Below are 18,737 nucleotides of genomic sequence, written 5' to 3' on the forward strand. Positions count from 1 at the left end.
TGCTCCGCACCACCTTAGAAATATTATTCCTTGAGCCAGTCTGCTACATCCTTAGCAAAGTAAGTGATGATTAAATCAGCGCCAGCACGTTTCATCGAGGTCAATTTTTCCATGACGATTTCTTGTTCATTGACCCAGCCATTCATCGCTGCTGCTTTTATCATAGAATATTCTCCACTGACATTATAAGCAACAAGCGGGGCATTAAAACGGTCTTTCACTTCCCGCATGATATCCATATAGGATAAGGCTGGCTTGACAATAAGAAAGTCAGCCCCTTCTTCGATGTCAGATTCCGCTTCTCGCAAGGCTTCCAAGCGGTTGGCAGGATCCATCTGGTAGGCCCGGCGGTCACCGAATTGAGGCGAACTATGGGCAGCATCCCTGAACGGGCCATAAAATGCTGAAGCGTATTTCACAGCATAGGACATAATCGGAATCTGACTGTAACCCGCTTCATCCAATCCTTGTCTGATAGCAGCGACAAACCCATCCATCATGTTGGAGGGAGCGATGATATCAGCTCCTGCTTCAGCCTGGCTGACAGCAGTTTTGACCAGCAACTCCAAGGATGGATCATTCAAAACTTCCCCATTTTCTACGAGGCCGCAATGACCATGGTCCGTATACTGACAAAGACAGGTATCTGCAATTACAGTTAATGAAGGAACATCCCGCTTGATTTGCCTGATTGCTTCCTGTACGATACCGTGTTCGCAATGAGCCTGTGATCCTTGAGCGTCCTTTTCATTCGGTACGCCAAAGACGATCACCGAACGAATTCCTTTTGACTGCAAATCCTCCATTTCTTCAGTCAAATAGTCTAAAGATACATGGAAAACACCTGGCATGGAGGATACTTCATTTCTGATTCCTTTTCCTTCTACCACAAATATAGGATAAATGAGATCATCTTTTGTTAATTTAGTTTCTCTGACTAACGCACGCATGGATTCCGTACGGCGCAGGCGGCGATGTCGCTTAAATTCTTTACTGTTCATCTATATCTATTCCTTTCTCACTGAAATAACTTTCCATTAGTTCGACCATACCTTCCGTCGTATAATGCCCATCTGGCATCAGGACGTTCATAAACCCTTCCTGTTTTGCTTTCTCCTCAGTTGTAGGCCCGATGCAAATACAAGGGACAGAGAGGTATTTGTTAAATTTCTTGTGCTTGTGACATAAACGGGCGAACGCTTCTACCGTCGAAGGGCTCGTGAAAGTATAAGCATCTATAGAAATGTTTTCCAGCGCCTCCATTAATGGTCTTTGATCCTTCGCTAATAGCGTATCATACACGGTCATTGATTGGAAAAAAACATGCCCCCTCAATGCTACAGGCAGAACATCCCTCGATAAATTCCCCCGAACCAATAATGTTGAACCGGGACTATCATATTTTTTCAAAAATTCCTCTGCCATCACTTCTGCGGTATATGTACTGGGAACGAAGTCTGCAGATACCCCATATTTTATAAGCGTTTTTTCTGTTTTCTCGCCTACGGCTCCTACCTTCAAATTTTCAGGCCATGATCTAGATTTCTTGTCCCATAACTTGAAAAAAAACCTCACGCCATTAGAGCTTGTGAAAAAAATCCAAGCGAATTCGTGAAGTTGTTCTATAAACTGCTTATTTTCTTGGTTATTGCGCAAAGTGAAATGAAGCAGCGGGACCTCTATCGGGGTCCCTCCTGCTTGCCTTATTTTATCCGATAATGAGGCGGCCTGAATTTGAGCACGGGTGACAAGAATATTCCTGCCCGTCAGTGCTCCCATTATTGATCCAGCTCCTCTTTCGCATCATCCACAATCTTCTGGGCGCCGTACTGTTTCAAATGATCAGCAGCTTCTTTCCCCACCGCGATTGGATCTTCCCCTTTGAACGTCTCCTTTAGAATGGTTTCCCCATCAGGCGTACCTACGAGCGCAGTCAAGACGACTTCCTCTCCTTCGAGATAGGCATAGCCACCGATTGGAACTTGACAGCCACCATTTAAGTCGTGAAGAAATTTACGTTCTGCTGCGACTGTCTTTTCCGTATAACTGTCATTGATTTTCGACAACAATTCGCGTAATTCATTGTCAGATTCTCTTGTTTGAATGGCTAATGCCCCTTGACCGACAGCCGGGACACAAACGTCTTTATCCAAATACTCAGTAACCAGGTCCTCGCTCCAGCCCATGCGCTTCAAACCAGCTGCAGCAAGAACGATCGCATCGAATTCACCGTCTCTTAATTTTTTAAGACGCGTATCGATATTACCTCGGATCCATTTTACTTCAAGGTCAGGACGGGCTGCACGAATTTGGGACTCTCTTCTTAAACTGCTTGTACCAACGACCGCACCGGCCGGCAGATCCTTCAATTTTATATGATTATTAGAAACGAACGCATCGCGGTGATCCTCACGTTCTGGAACAGAGGCAATCATCAAGCCTTCGGAAATGACAGAAGGCATATCTTTCATGCTGTGAACAGCCATATCAATTTCTTCTTCATACATCGCTTTTTCAATCTCTTTAACAAACAAACCCTTGCCACCAACCTTGGATAAAGTGACATCCAAAATCTGATCTCCTTTAGTCGAGATACGTTTAATTTCAAATTCAGCGGCTGGCTCCACCTTTTTCAATTGATCGATGACCCATTCTGTTTGAGTGATTGCTAAATTGCTTTTTCTTGAACCAATAATAATTTTACGCACCAAATTGCCTCCTCAATCTTAAAAGTGGAAGTTCGACAGTGAACCGAATAAAAAGAAGTTAACGAGCAAAAACAAAAATGCCGCAGCATTATACACAGCTATCGACCTGCCTTGATACCCTTTCACTATCCGTAAAAATAAAAAGATTATATAGACGAATAACACAATGAACGAACCCATTGTCTTCGAGTCATACCAATAAAAAACATCATCCGAGTTATATCCCCATACCACACCGAGTATGACAGCTAATAACAGTAAAGGGACTCCTCCAGTCACTGACAGGTAAGAGTAGTGATCGAGTTTAGATAAGTCTCCCAAACGCCACAACCGCTTATCCCATTTTTTTCTTTTCAACAAGCGGTATTGCAGCAGGTACATTAGTGAAAAAATAAACGAAAACGTAAAAAAACCGTAAGAGATGAGTGCCAATGTGATATGAGCGACAAGCATTTCATCTATAAAACGAACCCCTTGTTCTACTAAATCAGCCTGCGCTTTGGTAGTGATATGGAGCAGCATGACTGAGAAACCAACCACATTCGTAAAAAATACTAGAAAATCCACACGGTACAAGCGGTTGATGATTAATGAAAAAGTCACTAGAATCCAAGCATAAAAATATAATCCGTCGTAAACGCTCATTACTGGAAAGTTATCTTCAATAAAAACTTGTGTTAATAAAAAAATGGTTTGCAAAGACCAAACCATACTAAGTAACCAGAAGGCTGCAAGGTTCGCCTTCCGGTTTTGTTGAATGAAATCAATAAAATAGCCAATAACACTTAGAGCGTAAATGAAAATAATAAACTCATAAAGCCATTTCACATCAAGCATATAGTAATCCTTCCTTACTAGTGTGTGGAAGCATTTCTTATGGAAGGAAGGGATAGTTCCCCATTCCGATCCAGGGACACCACTTTATTATCTTTCTGTTGCTGCTCCTGGATTTCATTCTGCACCCGCTCTTCGATGCCGAATATCTGCGTGAACAGCCGCAGTGACTCATCTGCATCTGGTTGAGCTGCCAATTCTTTGGCCTGCAAAATAGGGTCTTTCAACATCTGATTGATAATACTTTTCGTGTGCTTGTTCAACACTTTCTTCTCCCGCTCAGTTAAATCAGGCATTTTACGCTCAATGCTTTTCATCGTTTCTGATTGGATCGATAAAGCTTTATTCCTTAGAGCGGAGATAACTGGCACTACTCCAATGGTTTGCAGCCAATCCTTAAATGCGATGATCTCTTCTTCAATCATGATTTCGATAACCTCTGCTGCCTGTTGTCTTGCAGCCAGGTTAGCATCAACAATCCCTTGTAAATCATCAATGTCATATAAAAATACACTTTCTAATGCTTCCATAGCTGGATCCAGATCCCGTGGTACAGCAATGTCTACTAAGAATAACGGCTTCCCTTTGCGCGCTTTCTGAATAGGAGCCATCACTTCTTTAGTAATCACATAATCTTTAGCACCAGTGGAACTGATTAGAATATCCGCATCTTTCAATGTCTTTGACAAATCATCAATCGTTTTAGCTTCTCCATTGAATTGGTCGGCAACTACTTGTGCTTTAGCAAGCGTTCGATTGATTACGGTAACCTGCTTCACCCCGGACCCTTGCAGGTTCTTGGCAGCAAGTTCGCCCATTTTCCCTGCACCTAAGATGACTACATGCTTGTTGACGAGGTCACCGAAGATTTTACGAGCCAGTTCAACAGCAGCGTAACTGACGGACACTGCATTTTCTCCAATTTCTGTTTCTTTATGGGAACGCTTAGCAAGTGTTACTGCCTGCTTGAATAATTGGTTGAAAATGGTACCGGTAGTTTTCGCTTCTTGCCCCTGTAAGAAGGCCTGCTTCATTTGCCCAAGAATCTGAGTTTCACCCAGGACCATGGAATCTAAACCACAGGTTACGCGCAGCAGGTGCTCCATGGCACCATCGCCTTCATAAATAGACAAGTAAGGGGAGAATGTCTCTTTCTCCACCTCAAACCAATCAGACAAGAACTGTTTGATATAATAGCGTCCTGTATGAAGTTGATCAACGACGGCATAAATTTCCGTTCGATTACATGTGGAAATAATCACGTTTTCTAACACACTCTTTCGCTGGTTCAATTCAACCATAGCTTCCGAAATGTGGTTTTCAGAAAACGTGAGTTTTTCCCTGATTTCTACTGGGGCTGTTTTATAATTTACGCCGACAACTAAAATGTGCATATCATCTACCCCCAAAAAACTTTCCTGACGAGCAGTATTTTATAAAGTACATTATAACATGAGAAATAGTACTAACTGATGGAAATTGTGAACAGAATATGAAACTCTATGGTAGGATTGAATAAAAGATAAATAAATGTAATTCCTTCGTAAACAAATCAAACCCGACTGTAATGTACCACAACCTAGGTATATACGCAACAATTCGACATATGTAAGGGGAGGCTGGACATGAAAAGACAGAACACTTTTACAGGTTTTCTATTGATTGGTTTAGGAGCTTATTTTTTACTGCGACAATTACATATTCCCCTATTAACTGATTTTTATTCTTGGCCGACAATTTTAATGATTATCGGTATTTCGTTTTTATTACATAGCTATATTACGAATGAATTCCATAATATTTTTGCTGGCGCTGTACTGTTAGGATTCGGGATCCACTTCCACGGGCTTACTACTTATCGATTTTGGCTTGATCATTGGGGTGTCTACCCGCTCATCATCGGAATTGCGTTCGTACTTCGCTCTAATAAAACAAAACATGGGTTGATACCGGGGCTATTATTAGTTGTTCTTGGTTTATTCGCCTTATTTTCTCCGGTTAACCCAGGATGGTTTCATTGGGTCTATCAGTTATTTGCCCTTATTGAGCAATTTTGGCCATTAGCATTGATCATTATCGGCCTTTTCCTCTTAAAGAATAAGAAGAATACTAAAAATAAAAGAAAAAAATAAAATCCCGGGCCTTTAGCCCGGGATTTTAATTATAATATAGAACTCAAAAATTCTTGTGTGCGTTGTTCTTGAGGGTTATCAAACAATTGGTTAGGCTCTCCCACTTCAACGATACGCCCGTCATGCATGTACACGACTTTATCGGCAACTTCACGAGCAAACCCCATTTCATGGGTGACAACAATCATTGTCATCCCTTCTTTCGCAAGTTCTTTCATAGTTGCCAGCACTTCCCCTACAAGTTCTGGATCGAGAGCGGAAGTTGGTTCATCAAATAGCATGATATCCGGTTTCATCGCCAACGCACGCGCAATGGCCACTCGTTGTTTTTGTCCACCGGATAAACGCGAGGGATAATCATCTGCTTTATCTCCCAGGCCTACCTTAGCTAATAATTCCTTTGCTTCTTCTACCGCCTGTGCTTTTTTGATTTTTTTTACTTGAGTAGGAGCCTCTATGACATTTTCCAGCACCGTTTTGTGAGGGAATAAGTTGAAATGCTGAAATACCATTCCCACCTTCTGCCTTACCTCATTCAGGTTATCTTTTTTAGGGTCTGTCTCTTTTCCTTCAATAATAACCTTTCCATCATTTTTCAACTCTAGAAAGTTTAAACAGCGCAGTAACGTACTCTTCCCTGAGCCACTTGCCCCTATGAGTACAACCACTTCACTTTCTTTTACTGTAAAATCTATATCTTTCAACACATGAAGAGCACCAAAAGATTTATTCAGTTTTTCTACTCGAATCATTTCTCTAACATCTGACACGCTTTTGTTCCTCCTCCTTTAATCACTTGCTGCCATTTTCTTTTCGATGAATGATACTACTAATGTCAACAAGAATACTAGTATCAAGTAGTAAACAGCACTCACCAATAACCAGGTCATATAATCAAAGGTATTGGCCCCCATCGTAGTAGCCGCTCCAAAAATTTCTGTCAATCCAATAAATGCCGCGAGAGAAGAGTCCTTTAAACCAATGATGAACTGGTTCCCAAGTGGAGGGAGGGCTCTTCGGAATGCCTGCGGCAGAATGATCCTTTTCATCGTCTGTGAGCGATTCATTCCAAGAGATCTGCCTGCTTCCGTCTGGCCTTTCCCGATCGACTGAATCGAGCCTCTGAAGATTTCAGCTATATAGGCCCCATTATGGAATGCCAAACCTAACGTCGCAGACCAGAATCCTGAAATCATCGCTATTTCAGTAAGCCCATAATAGAAAACAAATATTTGTACGATTAATGGTGTACCTCTTACTATAAAAATATAAAAGTTCGCTATCCATTCCAAAACTTTGATTTTTGATATTTTCATTAATGCAAAAAATAGTCCAATAAATATAGCAATGAATATCGAAACTGCAGTCAGCTTAAGCGTCAGCCATGCAGCTTCAGCAAAAAGATTTCTACTTTCGAATAAGGCTTCACCAAATTTGATGATATTCAAGTACAAAACGTTCAGCTCCTCCTCATGTTTAAAAAACCTGGCTTATCGCCAAAACTTTATGGCGAGAGTCTTAGTATTTTTTATACTTTAACCATTCAGCCCAGTTAAGCTTTTTAAAGTGTAAAAAGAGCACGCCCGGCGTGCTCTTCTATTGACTTTTTCACTCTGGTTTTGTGGTGATATCTTCTCCAAAATATTTTTTACTTATTTCTGTTAAAGTCCCGTCTTCACGGAGTTTATCAATTGCTTCATTGACAGCTTCCAAAAGTTTCTCGTTATCTTTTGCTACTGCTACTGCCTGTTCACTACGCTCAATCATTTCTTTACCTTCGATATTCAAACCTTGGCCCTTTGCTTCTTTACCAGTTAGAAAGTCAGTGATTACCGCATCATGACGTCCTTTATCCAATGATTGTAATGCCACGACATCACTGTCATAACTTTGAACCTTATCGGTTACCTGATTAGCGAATTCTACATACGTAGAACCTTTAGAAACAGCAATTTCTTTACCTTCTAAATCATCCAGGGATTCTACGTCACTATCGGGGCGAACAAAAACCTGGGCACCTGAGTAGTAGTAAGGGGTGGAGAAATCAACTTCCTTTTGACGTTCAGGGGTGATTGTGTGGCTGGCAACTGCGGCGTCAAAACGACCGGTTTTTACACCTTCTACAATCGATGCAAACTTGAACTTCTTTTGATTCGGCTCTAAGCCCAGCTCTTCAGCAATTGCATTAGCAACGTCTATATCAAATCCTTCCATCTCTCCAGAAGGTCCGGTTGAACTGAATGGACGAAATTCACCAGATGCAGCAAAAGTGAATTTCCCATTTTCTACTAAATTGTATTCGCTTCCCCCTTGAGATTCACCATTCTGTTGTTCTGTTGATTCTTCCGACTCACCGGACCCACAGGCAGCAAGTACGAAAAGCATTAATACACTAAATAAGAACAAAGGTAATTTTTTCATTTCTCGTAATCCTCTCCTTTTCTTTTTTTAGAATGAGAACACCCTTCATCATAACAATCAATCTGATTTTTCTCAAAATTCAAATCAGGCTATTATATCGAACAAAGCCCGCCTGGGCTAGGAAGAACAACGTAAACATTGCTTTTCCTTAGAATTTCAGTGGAATACTCGACTTACTATGTAAATATTTAACTATCCAAGTTTATAATACCCTTTTTTGTTCAAGTTAAACTTGTTTTTTTATAAAAAACCCGACCATCTACTCAAGATGACCGGGTTTTCACTTAGTTCAAATAGGATAGCATAGCTGTCCATGCTTTATCTTTGCCTTCTCCTGTTTCAGATGAAAAAGGAATGACTATATCCTCTTCTTCTACTTCTAGGGTTTTCCTTACAACTTTTATATATTGATCACGTTTATTTTTTGGGATTTTATCAAGTTTTGTAGCTATCACCATTACCGGCAATTCGAAATATTTCAAGTAATCGTACATCATGATATCATCTTCAGTTGGCTGGTGACGAATATCGATGATTAAAGCGGTAGCTCGCAGGTTTTCTCTTTCTGCGAAGTATTCTTCCATCATCTCGCCCCATTTTTTCCTTTCTTTCTTGGAAACTTTAGCATACCCATAGCCAGGTACGTCTACAAAATAAAACTTTTCATTTATTTTATAAAAATTCAAAGTCTGAGTTTTTCCAGGTTTAGAAGAAGTCCTGGCAAGACTTTTCCTTTGGATCATTTTATTAATAAAAGATGATTTTCCAACATTAGATCGGCCTGCCAATGCTATTTCAGGTAAGTGATCAGACGGGTACTGCTTTTTACTGACAGCACTGATGACAAGCTCAGCATCATTTACTTTCATTTTTATCCTCCAACAAAGCATGTTCTAGCACTTCATCCAAATGTTTGACAGTCACATATTCTAAATCATCACGAACACTTTTCGGGATATCCTCTAAGTCTTTTTTATTATCTGCAGGGATAATAATTTTACGAAGGCCCGCTCGATGAGCACTGAGGGATTTTTCCTTCAGACCTCCGATCGGTAATACCCGTCCACGCAGTGTTATTTCCCCAGTCATACCCACTTCTTTTCTGACCGGACGACCAGTTAATGCTGAAACAAGGGCAGTAGCCATTGTAATACCTGCTGATGGCCCATCCTTTGGTGTAGCGCCTTCAGGTACGTGAATATGAATATCATTCTTTTCAACGAAATCCACGTCGATTTTTAATTCTTCTGCTCGAGAACGAATATAGCTGAAAGCTGCCTGGGCTGATTCTTTCATTACATCTCCAAGCTTACCTGTCAGCGTCAGTTTACCCTTTCCTGGATAAATCGATACTTCAATAGAAAGTGTATCTCCACCTGCGGAGGTATAAGCCAGGCCAGTAGCTGTTCCGATTTGGTCTTCCTCTTCCGCCTGTCCATAACGATATTTGGGACGGCCCAATAATTCTTCCAATAACTTCTCTGTTACAACTACACGCTTCTTTTCCCCTGCAACTATGATTTTTGCAGACTTCCTGCAAATAGAAGCAAGTTCTCGTTCCAAGTTACGAACGCCAGCTTCACGTGTATAGGTCCTAATCAGTTTTAACAAAGCTTCTTCACGGAATTGCAATTGGCCCTTCGTCAAACCATTTTCTTTAATTTGCTTAGGAAGCAAATGCTCCTTAGCAATATGGAGCTTTTCAACTTCTGTATAGCCGGCAATCGAAATGACTTCCATCCGATCAAGTAATGGGCCTGGAATAGCAGCCATATTATTGGCTGTTGCGACAAACATTACTTTGGAAAGATCATAACTTTCTTCAATGAAATGGTCACTGAATGTACTATTTTGTTCTGGATCAAGAACTTCCAGCATGGCTGCTGATGGGTCCCCGCGGAAATCGCTTGCCATCTTGTCAATTTCATCCAGCAAAAAGACTGGATTGATTGATTCAGCTCTCTTCATCCCCTGAATAATCCGGCCAGGCATAGCCCCGATGTAGGTACGCCGGTGACCGCGAATTTCAGCATCGTCACGTATTCCTCCCAGGGAAACTCGTACAAACTTTCGGTTGACTGCCCTGGCAATCGACTTTGCCAGTGAAGTTTTACCGACCCCCGGAGGACCAACCAAACATAAAATAGGTCCTTTGATAGATTGTGTCAGCTGCTGGACAGCTAAATATTCTAATACTCGCTCTTTCACTTTTTCGAGTCCATAGTGGTCTTCATCTAAAATCCTTTGAGCATTGTGTATTTCCAGGTTGTCTTCCGTTTCGGTACTCCACGGGAGTGATACCAGCCATTCGATATAGTTCCGGATCACAGAGCTTTCTGCTGAACTTTGTGGTACTTTTTCGTAGCGGCCTAACTCTTTTAGTGCCACTTCTTCTATACGTTCTGGCATGTTTGCCTCATGTATCTTTTCTCGTAATTCAGCTACTTCTCCACTTTTTCCGTCTTTATCTCCCAGCTCACTCTGGATGGCTTTCATTTGCTCCCGGAGATAGTATTCTTTTTGAGTTTTTTCCATCGAACGTTTGACTCGTTGACCAATTTTCTTTTCAATTTGAAGGACTTCTTTTTCATTACTTATTTGTTCGATTAGATGCCGTAACCGTTCTTTTACGTTGACAGTTTCCAGAACTGCCTGCTTTTCTTTCAGTTTTAATGGTAAATGGGAAGCGACCATGTCGGCCAAGTGACCTGGTTCATCGATATCGGCTACTGTATCTAAGGTTTCTTTACTGATTTTCTTTGAAATTTTAATAAATTGTTCGAAATGTTGTAATAGCGTACGCATTAGTGCTTCTTCTTCATTAATACTGCCATGCTGGTCCTTATGTGTTTCTACATCTACCACATAAAATTCCTCGTCAGATAAGAAATTGAGGATTTCAGCACGAACCAGCCCTTCCACAAGTACACGGTTTGTGCCATTAGGAAGTTTAACCATTTGTTTCACTTTAGCTATGGTGCCAAATGGATAAATGTCCACTTGAGTTGGGTCATCGATATTCATTTCTTTTTGAGAAGCTAAAAATATCTCATTATCATTCATCATTGCCTGCTCTAGGGCTTTGACGGACTTATCTCTACCTACATCAAGGTGTAACACCATTGAGGGATATACAAGCAGTCCTCTTAGGGGCAGGAGGGGAATCTGTTTCTTTTGATCAGCTGTCATATTTTGCGCACCTCCAAATGGATTAGCAATTTCGTACTTTTATCGTATTAAATAGCAAGTACATTGTAAAATGAATAAGGTCTTTTGACCGGTTTCTTCCTGATATTTAGTGTTACCTATGTAGTACATTTCATCCTATATAACCTGCTCTACCATCATTCTGTATCAATCCAGAAAGCAGTAATGAAAGCAGGCCGCGCTACAGTCTGATTGCAGCGCGGCCTGAATCTTCAGCTCATTCGCTTTGACGATAACTATCTAAGCTTAAGCACTTTCTTTTGGTGATTCTTTATTTTCATCCTGAACGGTTCCATCGGTCAAAACCAGCTTCGGTTTACCATCCTCATTCACAACAGTTTCTTTGGTAATGATACATTTTTCAATATCATCCCTGGATGGCAGGTCATACATGACATCTAACATGATGTTTTCAATGATGGAGCGTAGTCCACGAGCACCTGTTTTCCGTTCAATTGCTTTTCTCGCAATTTCACGAAGCGCATCTTCTTCGAATTCCAACTCGACATCATCGATTTGTAACAGTTTCTGGTACTGTTTAACAAGAGCATTTTTCGGTTGTGTAAGGATTTCAACCAATGCATCTTCATCTAGAGGCAACAAGCTTCCAATGACAGGAAGACGTCCGATGAATTCTGGAATCAAACCATAACGAAGGAGATCTTCCGGTAGAATTTTTGAAAGTAATTGACCTTTATCCAGTTCTTCATTTGTATCTTCGGAACCGAAACCAATTACCTTCTTACCAAGACGGCGTTTGATGATTTGATCGATTCCATCAAATGCTCCCCCAACAATGAATAAGACATTTGTGGTATCAATCTGAATGAACTCCTGATGTGGATGCTTTCTTCCACCTTGAGGAGGTACACTGGCTGTAGTACCTTCCAGAATCTTAAGCAATGCCTGCTGTACCCCTTCACCCGAAACATCACGTGTAATAGATGGATTCTCTGATTTACGGGCCACTTTATCAATTTCATCGATATAGATGATGCCTTTTTCTGCTTTCTCTACATCATAGTCTGCAGCCTGAATTAGTTTAAGCAGGATATTTTCTACATCTTCTCCTACATAACCAGCTTCAGTCAAAGAAGTAGCATCTGCTATAGCAAAAGGCACATTCAAAATACGTGCTAATGTTTGAGCTAGTAATGTTTTACCGCTACCTGTAGGTCCAATCATACAGATATTACTTTTCGCCAGCTCGACATCATCATTCTTAGGAGTAGCATTTACACGCTTATAATGGTTGTATACTGCAACCGACAAGTTCTTTTTTGCTTGATCCTGCCCGATAACATAATCGTTCAGGATTTCACGGATTTCCTGCGGTTTAGGTACTTCCTTGAATTCTACTTCTTCTTCATTCCCGAGTTCTTCTTCTACAATTTCTGTACATAACTCGATACATTCATCACATATATAAACACCTGGTCCAGCTACAAGCTTTCTAACTTGCTCTTGGCTTTTCCCACAGAAAGAACATTTCAACTGTCCCTTTTCATCATTAAATTTAAACATCCAATTCACCCCTTATTTATATCAGCCAAAAAATCTATAAACATTTCGGTCTCACCAATTGCAAACAGTTTCTTTAGCTTATCATAACAAATATAAGTTGGCATACAAAGTAAAACACTATAAGAATGACACATTTTCTGTTACTTGCGTCAACCCCATTATGTAGATTTGTAAGTAATAAGTCAAACAATAGAATATACCTAAATTCGACATAAAATGTTGTTCTAAATACTGTCCGTCCCACTTCTTATAATATATGTAATTACAACCCACCTTCATTCTTGCAGTTACAAAATAGTCTATCTTTCCTTTACCTAATATATACATGGATATGAGAAAACAAGGCACGTTAGCCGCGCCTTGTTTTTGAATGAAAAATTATTTGGTTTTACTGTTGTTGACTAGCACATCGATTGCATTACGGACTTTTAGATCTTCTTTGATCATGTCCGTGTTGCCACCAAGCATTTGTGTAAGATTAGCTACATCTGTTTGATACATTCCAGCCATGTTTTCCAGCTCAGCGTTGACGTCTTCATCAGATACTTCCACATTTTCTTCGTTAGCGATTGCTTCTAGAGTCAAGTTAGTCTTAACCCGCTTTTCAGCATCTTCTTTCATTTGTTCACGAAGACCTTCTTCATCGGATCCAGTGAACTGGAAGTACATATCTTTAGTCATGCCTTGCATCTGTAGGCGTTGCTCGAATTCCTGGATCATACGGTCGAGTTCTGTATCAACCATCGCATCTGGAATTTCCACACTCGCATTTTCAGATGCTTGCTGAACTAAAGAGTCACGCTTCGTATTTTCAGCGTCTGTCTTTTTCTGTTCTTCCAGGCGCTCACGAGTTTTCTTTTTCAATTCGTCTAATGATTCAACTTCTTCATCTACATCTTTAGCGAATTCATCATCAAGTTCAGGCAGTTCTTTTGCTTTTACTTCATGAATTTTAACTTTGAAAGTAGCTTCCTTACCAGCTAGTTCTTCTGCATGGTATTCTTCCGGGAAAGTAACTTCTACTTCTACTTCTTCTCCAGCTTTTTTCCCTTGCAGTTGTTCTTCGAATCCTGGAATGAAGCTCCCGGAACCGATTTCCAAGGAGTAGTTGTCCGCCTGGCCGCCTTCGAATGCTTCACCATCAACAAAGCCTTCAAAGTCCATAACAACCGTATCGCCTTCTTCAACTTCCCCTTCTTCTTTTACCACAAGCTCTGCTTGCTTCTCTTGAAGTGTTTTCAATTCGTTCTCTACATCTTCGTCAGTTACTTCTGTATCCATTTCTTCCACTTCAAGTCCTTTGTATTCGCCAAGTTCTACTTCAGGCTTAACAGTAACTTCGGCTGTGAAGGTTACTCCTTTACCCTTTTCAATTTCTTGTACATCTACTTCCGGACGATCGACAGGTTCAATTTCAGTTTCCTGTACAGCGTTCATGTAAGCTTCTGGAAGAACGATATCCAATGCATCCTGGTAGAGAGATTCTACACCAAAGCGCTGTTCAAAAAGTTTACGTGGCATTTTCCCTTTACGGAATCCTGGCACTTGTACTTGCTTCACTACTTTTTTAAACGCTTGATCTAACGCACGATCAAATTCTTCGGCAGGGACTTCTACCGTAAGGACCCCTTGATTACCTTCTTTTTTTTCCCATTTTGCTGACATAAAAATTCCCTCCAACATCTATGATTTCCTTTCGCCAATGGCGAGGTTCATTTTTTCTCTGATTCTATTTACATACGAATCTAAATTTGCAACCACTACATTATAACATAAAAGAAACACCTTTCAACATATGTATCCCTAACGAATAAGGAATTTACTATAAAGGTAATGCTATTCTTCCATTATCAGTGCATAGTGCTGCTCGCATAAAAGAATTTCGTGTTTGTACTCCTCCACTTTTTCTGATTCTTCGACGACTGGAGAAGGCAGCTGCAAGTATTCATGTCCCAGTTGTCTTAAGGCAGCAACAATTTGCGGCACTTCTTCTTCCCCCGGAAACAATGGATACCGGACAAACAGGTAGCGATAAAGCAAATTCTGTACAATATCATACATTGTCGGATTCTTTTGCTCCATATCACCCAGCCTCATTTTCATTTGCTGCATCACATAATCAGAATGAAGTTCTTTCAATTCAGATGGATTGATACGTTCAGTCAATCCAAATTTAGAAACTTCCATATTACGATTGACCTGATGTTCCTGAAACCATTGGATAATCCCTGTTTTAATTATTGGATGCAGTTGTTCTGATGTAAGCAGGTCCTCAAAAGGTTGAATATAAGGAGCAGCACTTAATTTTCTAAGTTTGATGATCGACCGCCATTGCTTATGTATATCTTCATCACTCAAGCCTTCAAAAAATTCATCTACTAACTTGTTGTTTTGCTGTTCGTCATCTTCCTGGACCAGCTTCCTGCTAACTTCATATAATTGCCAGAATTGGGTGCGCATTTGTTGGGGCATATCTTCTTCCTGGAAGACTTCATCCAATAAACCTACCAATTCTTCATATCGGCTGGTTTGAAACAGGATTGTTAAATAAATATGTAAATATTGATAATAATTATCCTCATCGTGTTTCATGAGGTATTCACAAAGCTCCTCAGCAGCTTCATACTTTCCGAGCTCCATCAAACTGACCAGTTTCCCTGTCACAACATCGTGTGAAGCGACATCATGTTCAAACAAAGGTTCAAATGTTTCCAGCGCTTCCTCATAACGCTTCTCTTGTATGGCCTTTAATCCCTCGTTTTCCAGCCTGGTTTTCCATTTGGGGAACATGACAATATTCCCTTGTTTCTTTTTCATAGGACACCCTTCCTAACCGCTCTATGTATTAACCTCTATTATCTTTCTATCTTTTCCCGAGTTCAAGTAAAACAAACATTTAATTTATAAAAAATGCATCCTGAAATTTTTATGGTAGCTTTATTCTTTTGACTCTGTTAATGGCCGTTATTGATCTTTCCTAATAGGCTTACTCAACTATAGGGCCGAAAAGTCGAAGACTTTATTTCGAGATATTATTGGAGTTTAGGGCTCCAGGAAACGATTCGCTTTCCGTGGGCGTGTGCTGAGTCTCCTCAGGCTACGCCTTGCGGGGCCTCAGCTATCACTCAACTCCCACAGGAGTCTCACCGTTTCCTTACGCCCCTTGCCATAATTAGGAAGTTCTCGAAATCACACTTGTGAAAACCGCCCATATAGAAAGAAAACTATGCCTCGTTTTATAAATGCGTCAATATGAAGGTTTAAGCTACATACTTTCTCTTTTTGAAGGGTCCGTTTAGTACAACTGGCTGGATGGGAAGGGAAACGGCGAGACTCCCGCGGGAGAAGGGGCTAGGCGAGATCCCGCAAGGCGAAGCCTGAGGAAGCTTGCCAGGTCCCCCGCAGGAAAGCGAGTCGTTTCACAAACCATCCCATTCCTATCATGGTAACGGACCCGATTGTCTTGAAACTGAGTCTTCAAGTAAAGGGAGCTTATCTGTAAAATCAACACTGAGATTTAGCATAGCCGTATTTAGGTAAATAAAAAAAGCATTGGGCTTCCCCAACGCTTTGTATGTAGTAATAAAATGGCGTCCCAGGCAGGATTCGAACCTGCGACCCACAGCTTAGAAGGCTGTTGCTCTATCCTGCTGAGCTACTGGGACATTGTAAATGAAAATGAAGGATATACCTATAAAGATGATACAGTTTTAGAAGAGCGGGTGATGGGAATCGAACCCACATCATCAGCTTGGAAGGCTGAGGTTTTACCACTAAACTACACCCGCATAATATAAAAGATGTTTTTTCGTCTTGCTTACGCACTGTCATGCCTCTTTTGTGATTTTATGGAAACTATCAAACTTCTCAAGGCACTGAAAAATATAGGTATGTAACAGCATGGTCTTTTTAGAGACAAGACCTATTATATTAACTCTCTTTTAGTTTGTCAACACCTAAATCGGGTCAGAGGTCTAGCCCTCTGACCTTAAAGATGTATGAAATTTTAACTCTATTGGCTGATGATTCATATTGTAATACTGAAGCTTTACATCGCTTTTGTCCGTCCAGCTTAACAATGCATAAGTAGGCTCTCTATGGTCTCTCGGCTGACGACAGCTGCCGGGATTAATGAATAACCGGTTGTCCACTTTTTCAGCACCCGCCATATGGGAATGTCCAAAACAGACAACATCAGCTCCAGCTTCTTCAGCCCGATAATTCAACGGCATTAATGTTGACTTTATATTGAAAAGATGTCCATGAGTAATGAAAAATGTCATTCCTTCAATAGTAAAAGACTTTTCTTCTTCCATACCAGGATCAAAGTCTACATTGCCTTTAACGTAATAGAAGCCTCGCAGTTCTTCAGAGGAAAGTTCAAGCTCAGAATCTCCACAATGAATCATACCATCTACTTGCCCTTCATACGTTTGTTTAACATCCATTACCTCATCAGTCATTCCGTGGCTATCACTCATTATAAGAATACTTGGCATAGAAAACCCTCCTCTCACACTAGTTCTTTCAGCCAATTCTCTACTTTTATAATTGCATCCTTGCGATGACTGATGGTGTTCTTTTCCTCTGGTTTAAGTTCGGCCATGGATCGGTCATACCCATCCGGAATAAAGATGGGGTCATATCCAAACCCGTTTTCGCCTTTCGGCTCCAAACCGATGCTTCCCTCGCATGTCCCTCTTTTTACAATAGATTCCTGACCAGGCTGGATAATAGCTATACTGCAAACAAACCGGGCGGTCCGGCTTTCTGGAGCTACCCCTTCTAATTCAGCTAAAACTTTCTCCAGGTTTTTTTGATCATTTTTTTCTTCACCGGCATATCGTGCAGAATATATCCCTGGTCTGCCATCAAGGGCATCTATTTCAAGACCTGAGTCATCCGCCAGCACGGGTGCTTTTAACTTTTTGGAAATCGTTTCTGCCTTTATTAGGGCATTCTCTTCAAAAGTCTCGCCTGTCTCTTCAATATCACCAACTGGTTTCTCTAAATCAAGAAGCGACCTGACTTGGATGCCATATTTATGGAATAATTCCTGAAACTCTTTGACTTTACCTACATTTTTGGTAGCTATAATCAGTTCTTTCATTTTTTATCACTTGCTATCACTTTATCCACTTGGTCTGTATAAGAACCAATCGCTTCTTTTTGGATAGTAAAAATCTCTTCCATCCCTGTTTGTGCTAATTCAAGCATATTCTGCAATTGAGACATAGAAAAAGTCGCTTCTTCCCCAGTGCCTTGTAATTCTACAAACTCCCCGTTTCCTGTCATGATCACATTCATGTCAACATGTGCTTTACTATCTTCTTCATAACATAAATCAAGGATTTCTGAACCATCAGGAAGCACCCCGACAGAAATAGCTGCTAAGTAATCTTTAATTGGCATTTCTTTCAATACCTTTTTATCGAGAAGCTTACCAAAAGCAAGTACTACCGCTACAAAAGCACCAGTAATGGAGGCTGTACGAGTCCCTCCATCCGCCTGAATCACATCACAATCTACCCAGACAGTTCGTTCACCAATTTTATCCAGATCAACCACAGCTCGTAATGCTCTTCCGATCAAGCGCTGTATTTCCATTGTTCTACCGGAAACCTTCCCTTTGGAAGATTCACGGATGTTCCTCTGATCCGTAGCACGAGGAAGCATTGCATATTCAGCGGTAATCCAACCTTTGCCTTGGCCGCGCATAAAAGGGGGAACGCGATCTTCGACACTGGCATTGCAAATAACCTTTGTGTTTCCGACCTTGATCAACACAGATCCTTCTGGATGCATTACATATTCTGTTTCTATTTCAATTGGTCTCAACTGATTTCTCTTTCGCTCGTCTGATCTCATGATAACGTCCTCCTTTTTCCATATCCTTGCCCATCTTAACATA

General features: G+C 40.8%; 17 protein-coding genes and 2 tRNA genes. 1 reads left to right on the forward strand and 18 read right to left on the reverse strand.

Annotation, left to right across the window (positions count from 1 at the left end):
* Positions 1–23: 23 nt before the first annotated feature.
* From hemB to hemA, 5 genes are read right to left on the reverse strand one after another with little or no spacing between them, the layout of a single operon-like run.
* On the reverse strand, positions 24–1,001 hold the full coding sequence (hemB, locus tag ACGTN9_RS14760; RefSeq protein ID WP_499594029.1) for a porphobilinogen synthase: 978 nt from the start codon (positions 999–1,001) through the stop codon (positions 24–26).
* Positions 991–1,779 carry a uroporphyrinogen-III synthase gene (locus ACGTN9_RS14765; protein WP_499594031.1) on the reverse strand — a complete coding sequence of 263 codons (789 nt, stop codon included), beginning with the start codon at positions 1,777–1,779 and terminating at the stop codon, positions 991–993. Before ACGTN9_RS14765 ends, hemB begins: the two co-directional genes overlap by 11 nt.
* Positions 1,779–2,708, reverse strand: coding sequence for a hydroxymethylbilane synthase (gene hemC, locus ACGTN9_RS14770; RefSeq protein ID WP_499594033.1), 930 nt, complete (start codon positions 2,706–2,708; stop codon positions 1,779–1,781). Before hemC ends, ACGTN9_RS14765 begins: the two co-directional genes overlap by 1 nt.
* 18 nt (positions 2,709–2,726) lie before the next feature.
* Positions 2,727–3,545: a cytochrome c biogenesis protein gene (locus tag ACGTN9_RS14775; RefSeq protein ID WP_499594034.1), complete on the reverse strand. Its 819-nt coding sequence runs from the start codon at positions 3,543–3,545 to the stop codon at positions 2,727–2,729.
* Between the two features lie 17 nt (positions 3,546–3,562).
* Entirely contained in the window at positions 3,563–4,936 is a 1,374-nt protein-coding gene (gene hemA / locus ACGTN9_RS14780; protein ID WP_499594036.1) for a glutamyl-tRNA reductase, read from the reverse strand.
* Positions 4,937–5,167: 231 nt separating this feature from the next.
* Here hemA and ACGTN9_RS14785 point away from each other — a divergent pair, with 231 nt between their 5' ends.
* A complete protein-coding gene (locus tag ACGTN9_RS14785; RefSeq protein ID WP_499594038.1) occupies positions 5,168–5,674 on the forward strand; it encodes a LiaI-LiaF-like domain-containing protein in 507 nt (168 codons plus the stop codon).
* A gap of 29 nt (positions 5,675–5,703) precedes the next feature.
* Here ACGTN9_RS14785 and ACGTN9_RS14790 read toward each other — a convergent pair whose 3' ends face one another.
* From ACGTN9_RS14790 to rph, 13 genes are all read right to left on the reverse strand, one after another.
* The gene (locus ACGTN9_RS14790; RefSeq protein WP_499594153.1) at positions 5,704–6,426 is read right to left on the reverse strand and encodes an amino acid ABC transporter ATP-binding protein; all 723 of its coding nucleotides are present in this window, start codon (positions 6,424–6,426) and stop codon (positions 5,704–5,706) included.
* Between the two features lie 36 nt (positions 6,427–6,462).
* Entirely contained in the window at positions 6,463–7,113 is a 651-nt protein-coding gene (locus ACGTN9_RS14795; RefSeq protein WP_499594155.1) for an amino acid ABC transporter permease, read from the reverse strand.
* A 169-nt stretch (positions 7,114–7,282) separates the two neighbouring features.
* Positions 7,283–8,095, reverse strand: coding sequence for a transporter substrate-binding domain-containing protein (locus ACGTN9_RS14800; RefSeq protein WP_499594040.1), 813 nt, complete (start codon positions 8,093–8,095; stop codon positions 7,283–7,285).
* A 284-nt stretch (positions 8,096–8,379) separates the two neighbouring features.
* Positions 8,380–8,964, reverse strand: coding sequence for a ribosome biogenesis GTP-binding protein YihA/YsxC (gene yihA / locus ACGTN9_RS14805; RefSeq protein ID WP_499594042.1), 585 nt, complete (start codon positions 8,962–8,964; stop codon positions 8,380–8,382).
* Positions 8,951–11,284: an endopeptidase La gene (gene lon, locus ACGTN9_RS14810; protein WP_499594044.1), complete on the reverse strand. Its 2,334-nt coding sequence runs from the start codon at positions 11,282–11,284 to the stop codon at positions 8,951–8,953. Before lon ends, yihA begins: the two co-directional genes overlap by 14 nt.
* A gap of 264 nt (positions 11,285–11,548) precedes the next feature.
* Positions 11,549–12,826, reverse strand: a complete 1,278-nt coding sequence (gene clpX, locus ACGTN9_RS14815; RefSeq protein WP_499594045.1) for an ATP-dependent protease ATP-binding subunit ClpX — start codon at positions 12,824–12,826, stop codon at positions 11,549–11,551.
* Between the two features lie 378 nt (positions 12,827–13,204).
* Entirely contained in the window at positions 13,205–14,491 is a 1,287-nt protein-coding gene (gene tig / locus ACGTN9_RS14820; RefSeq protein WP_499594047.1) for a trigger factor, read from the reverse strand.
* Positions 14,492–14,662: 171 nt separating this feature from the next.
* Positions 14,663–15,643: a tetratricopeptide repeat protein gene (locus ACGTN9_RS14825; protein ID WP_499594049.1), complete on the reverse strand. Its 981-nt coding sequence runs from the start codon at positions 15,641–15,643 to the stop codon at positions 14,663–14,665.
* Positions 15,644–16,414: 771 nt separating this feature from the next.
* Positions 16,415–16,491: transfer RNA gene (locus ACGTN9_RS14830), tRNA-Arg, on the reverse strand.
* A gap of 52 nt (positions 16,492–16,543) precedes the next feature.
* Positions 16,544–16,614, reverse strand: a tRNA-Gly gene (locus ACGTN9_RS14835).
* A 186-nt stretch (positions 16,615–16,800) separates the two neighbouring features.
* Positions 16,801–17,307: a metallophosphoesterase gene (locus ACGTN9_RS14840; protein ID WP_499594051.1), complete on the reverse strand. Its 507-nt coding sequence runs from the start codon at positions 17,305–17,307 to the stop codon at positions 16,801–16,803.
* A gap of 32 nt (positions 17,308–17,339) precedes the next feature.
* Complete coding sequence (locus ACGTN9_RS14845; RefSeq protein WP_499594052.1) at positions 17,340–17,936, reverse strand: XTP/dITP diphosphatase; 597 nt, start codon at positions 17,934–17,936, stop codon at positions 17,340–17,342.
* Positions 17,933–18,694, reverse strand: coding sequence for a ribonuclease PH (gene rph / locus ACGTN9_RS14850; protein WP_499594054.1), 762 nt, complete (start codon positions 18,692–18,694; stop codon positions 17,933–17,935). Before rph ends, ACGTN9_RS14845 begins: the two co-directional genes overlap by 4 nt.
* Positions 18,695–18,737 lie beyond the last annotated feature (43 nt).

The sequence above is a fragment of the Halobacillus sp. B23F22_5 genome, from assembly GCF_043497085.1.
Classification (GTDB): domain Bacteria; phylum Bacillota; class Bacilli; order Bacillales; family Halobacillaceae; genus Thalassobacillus.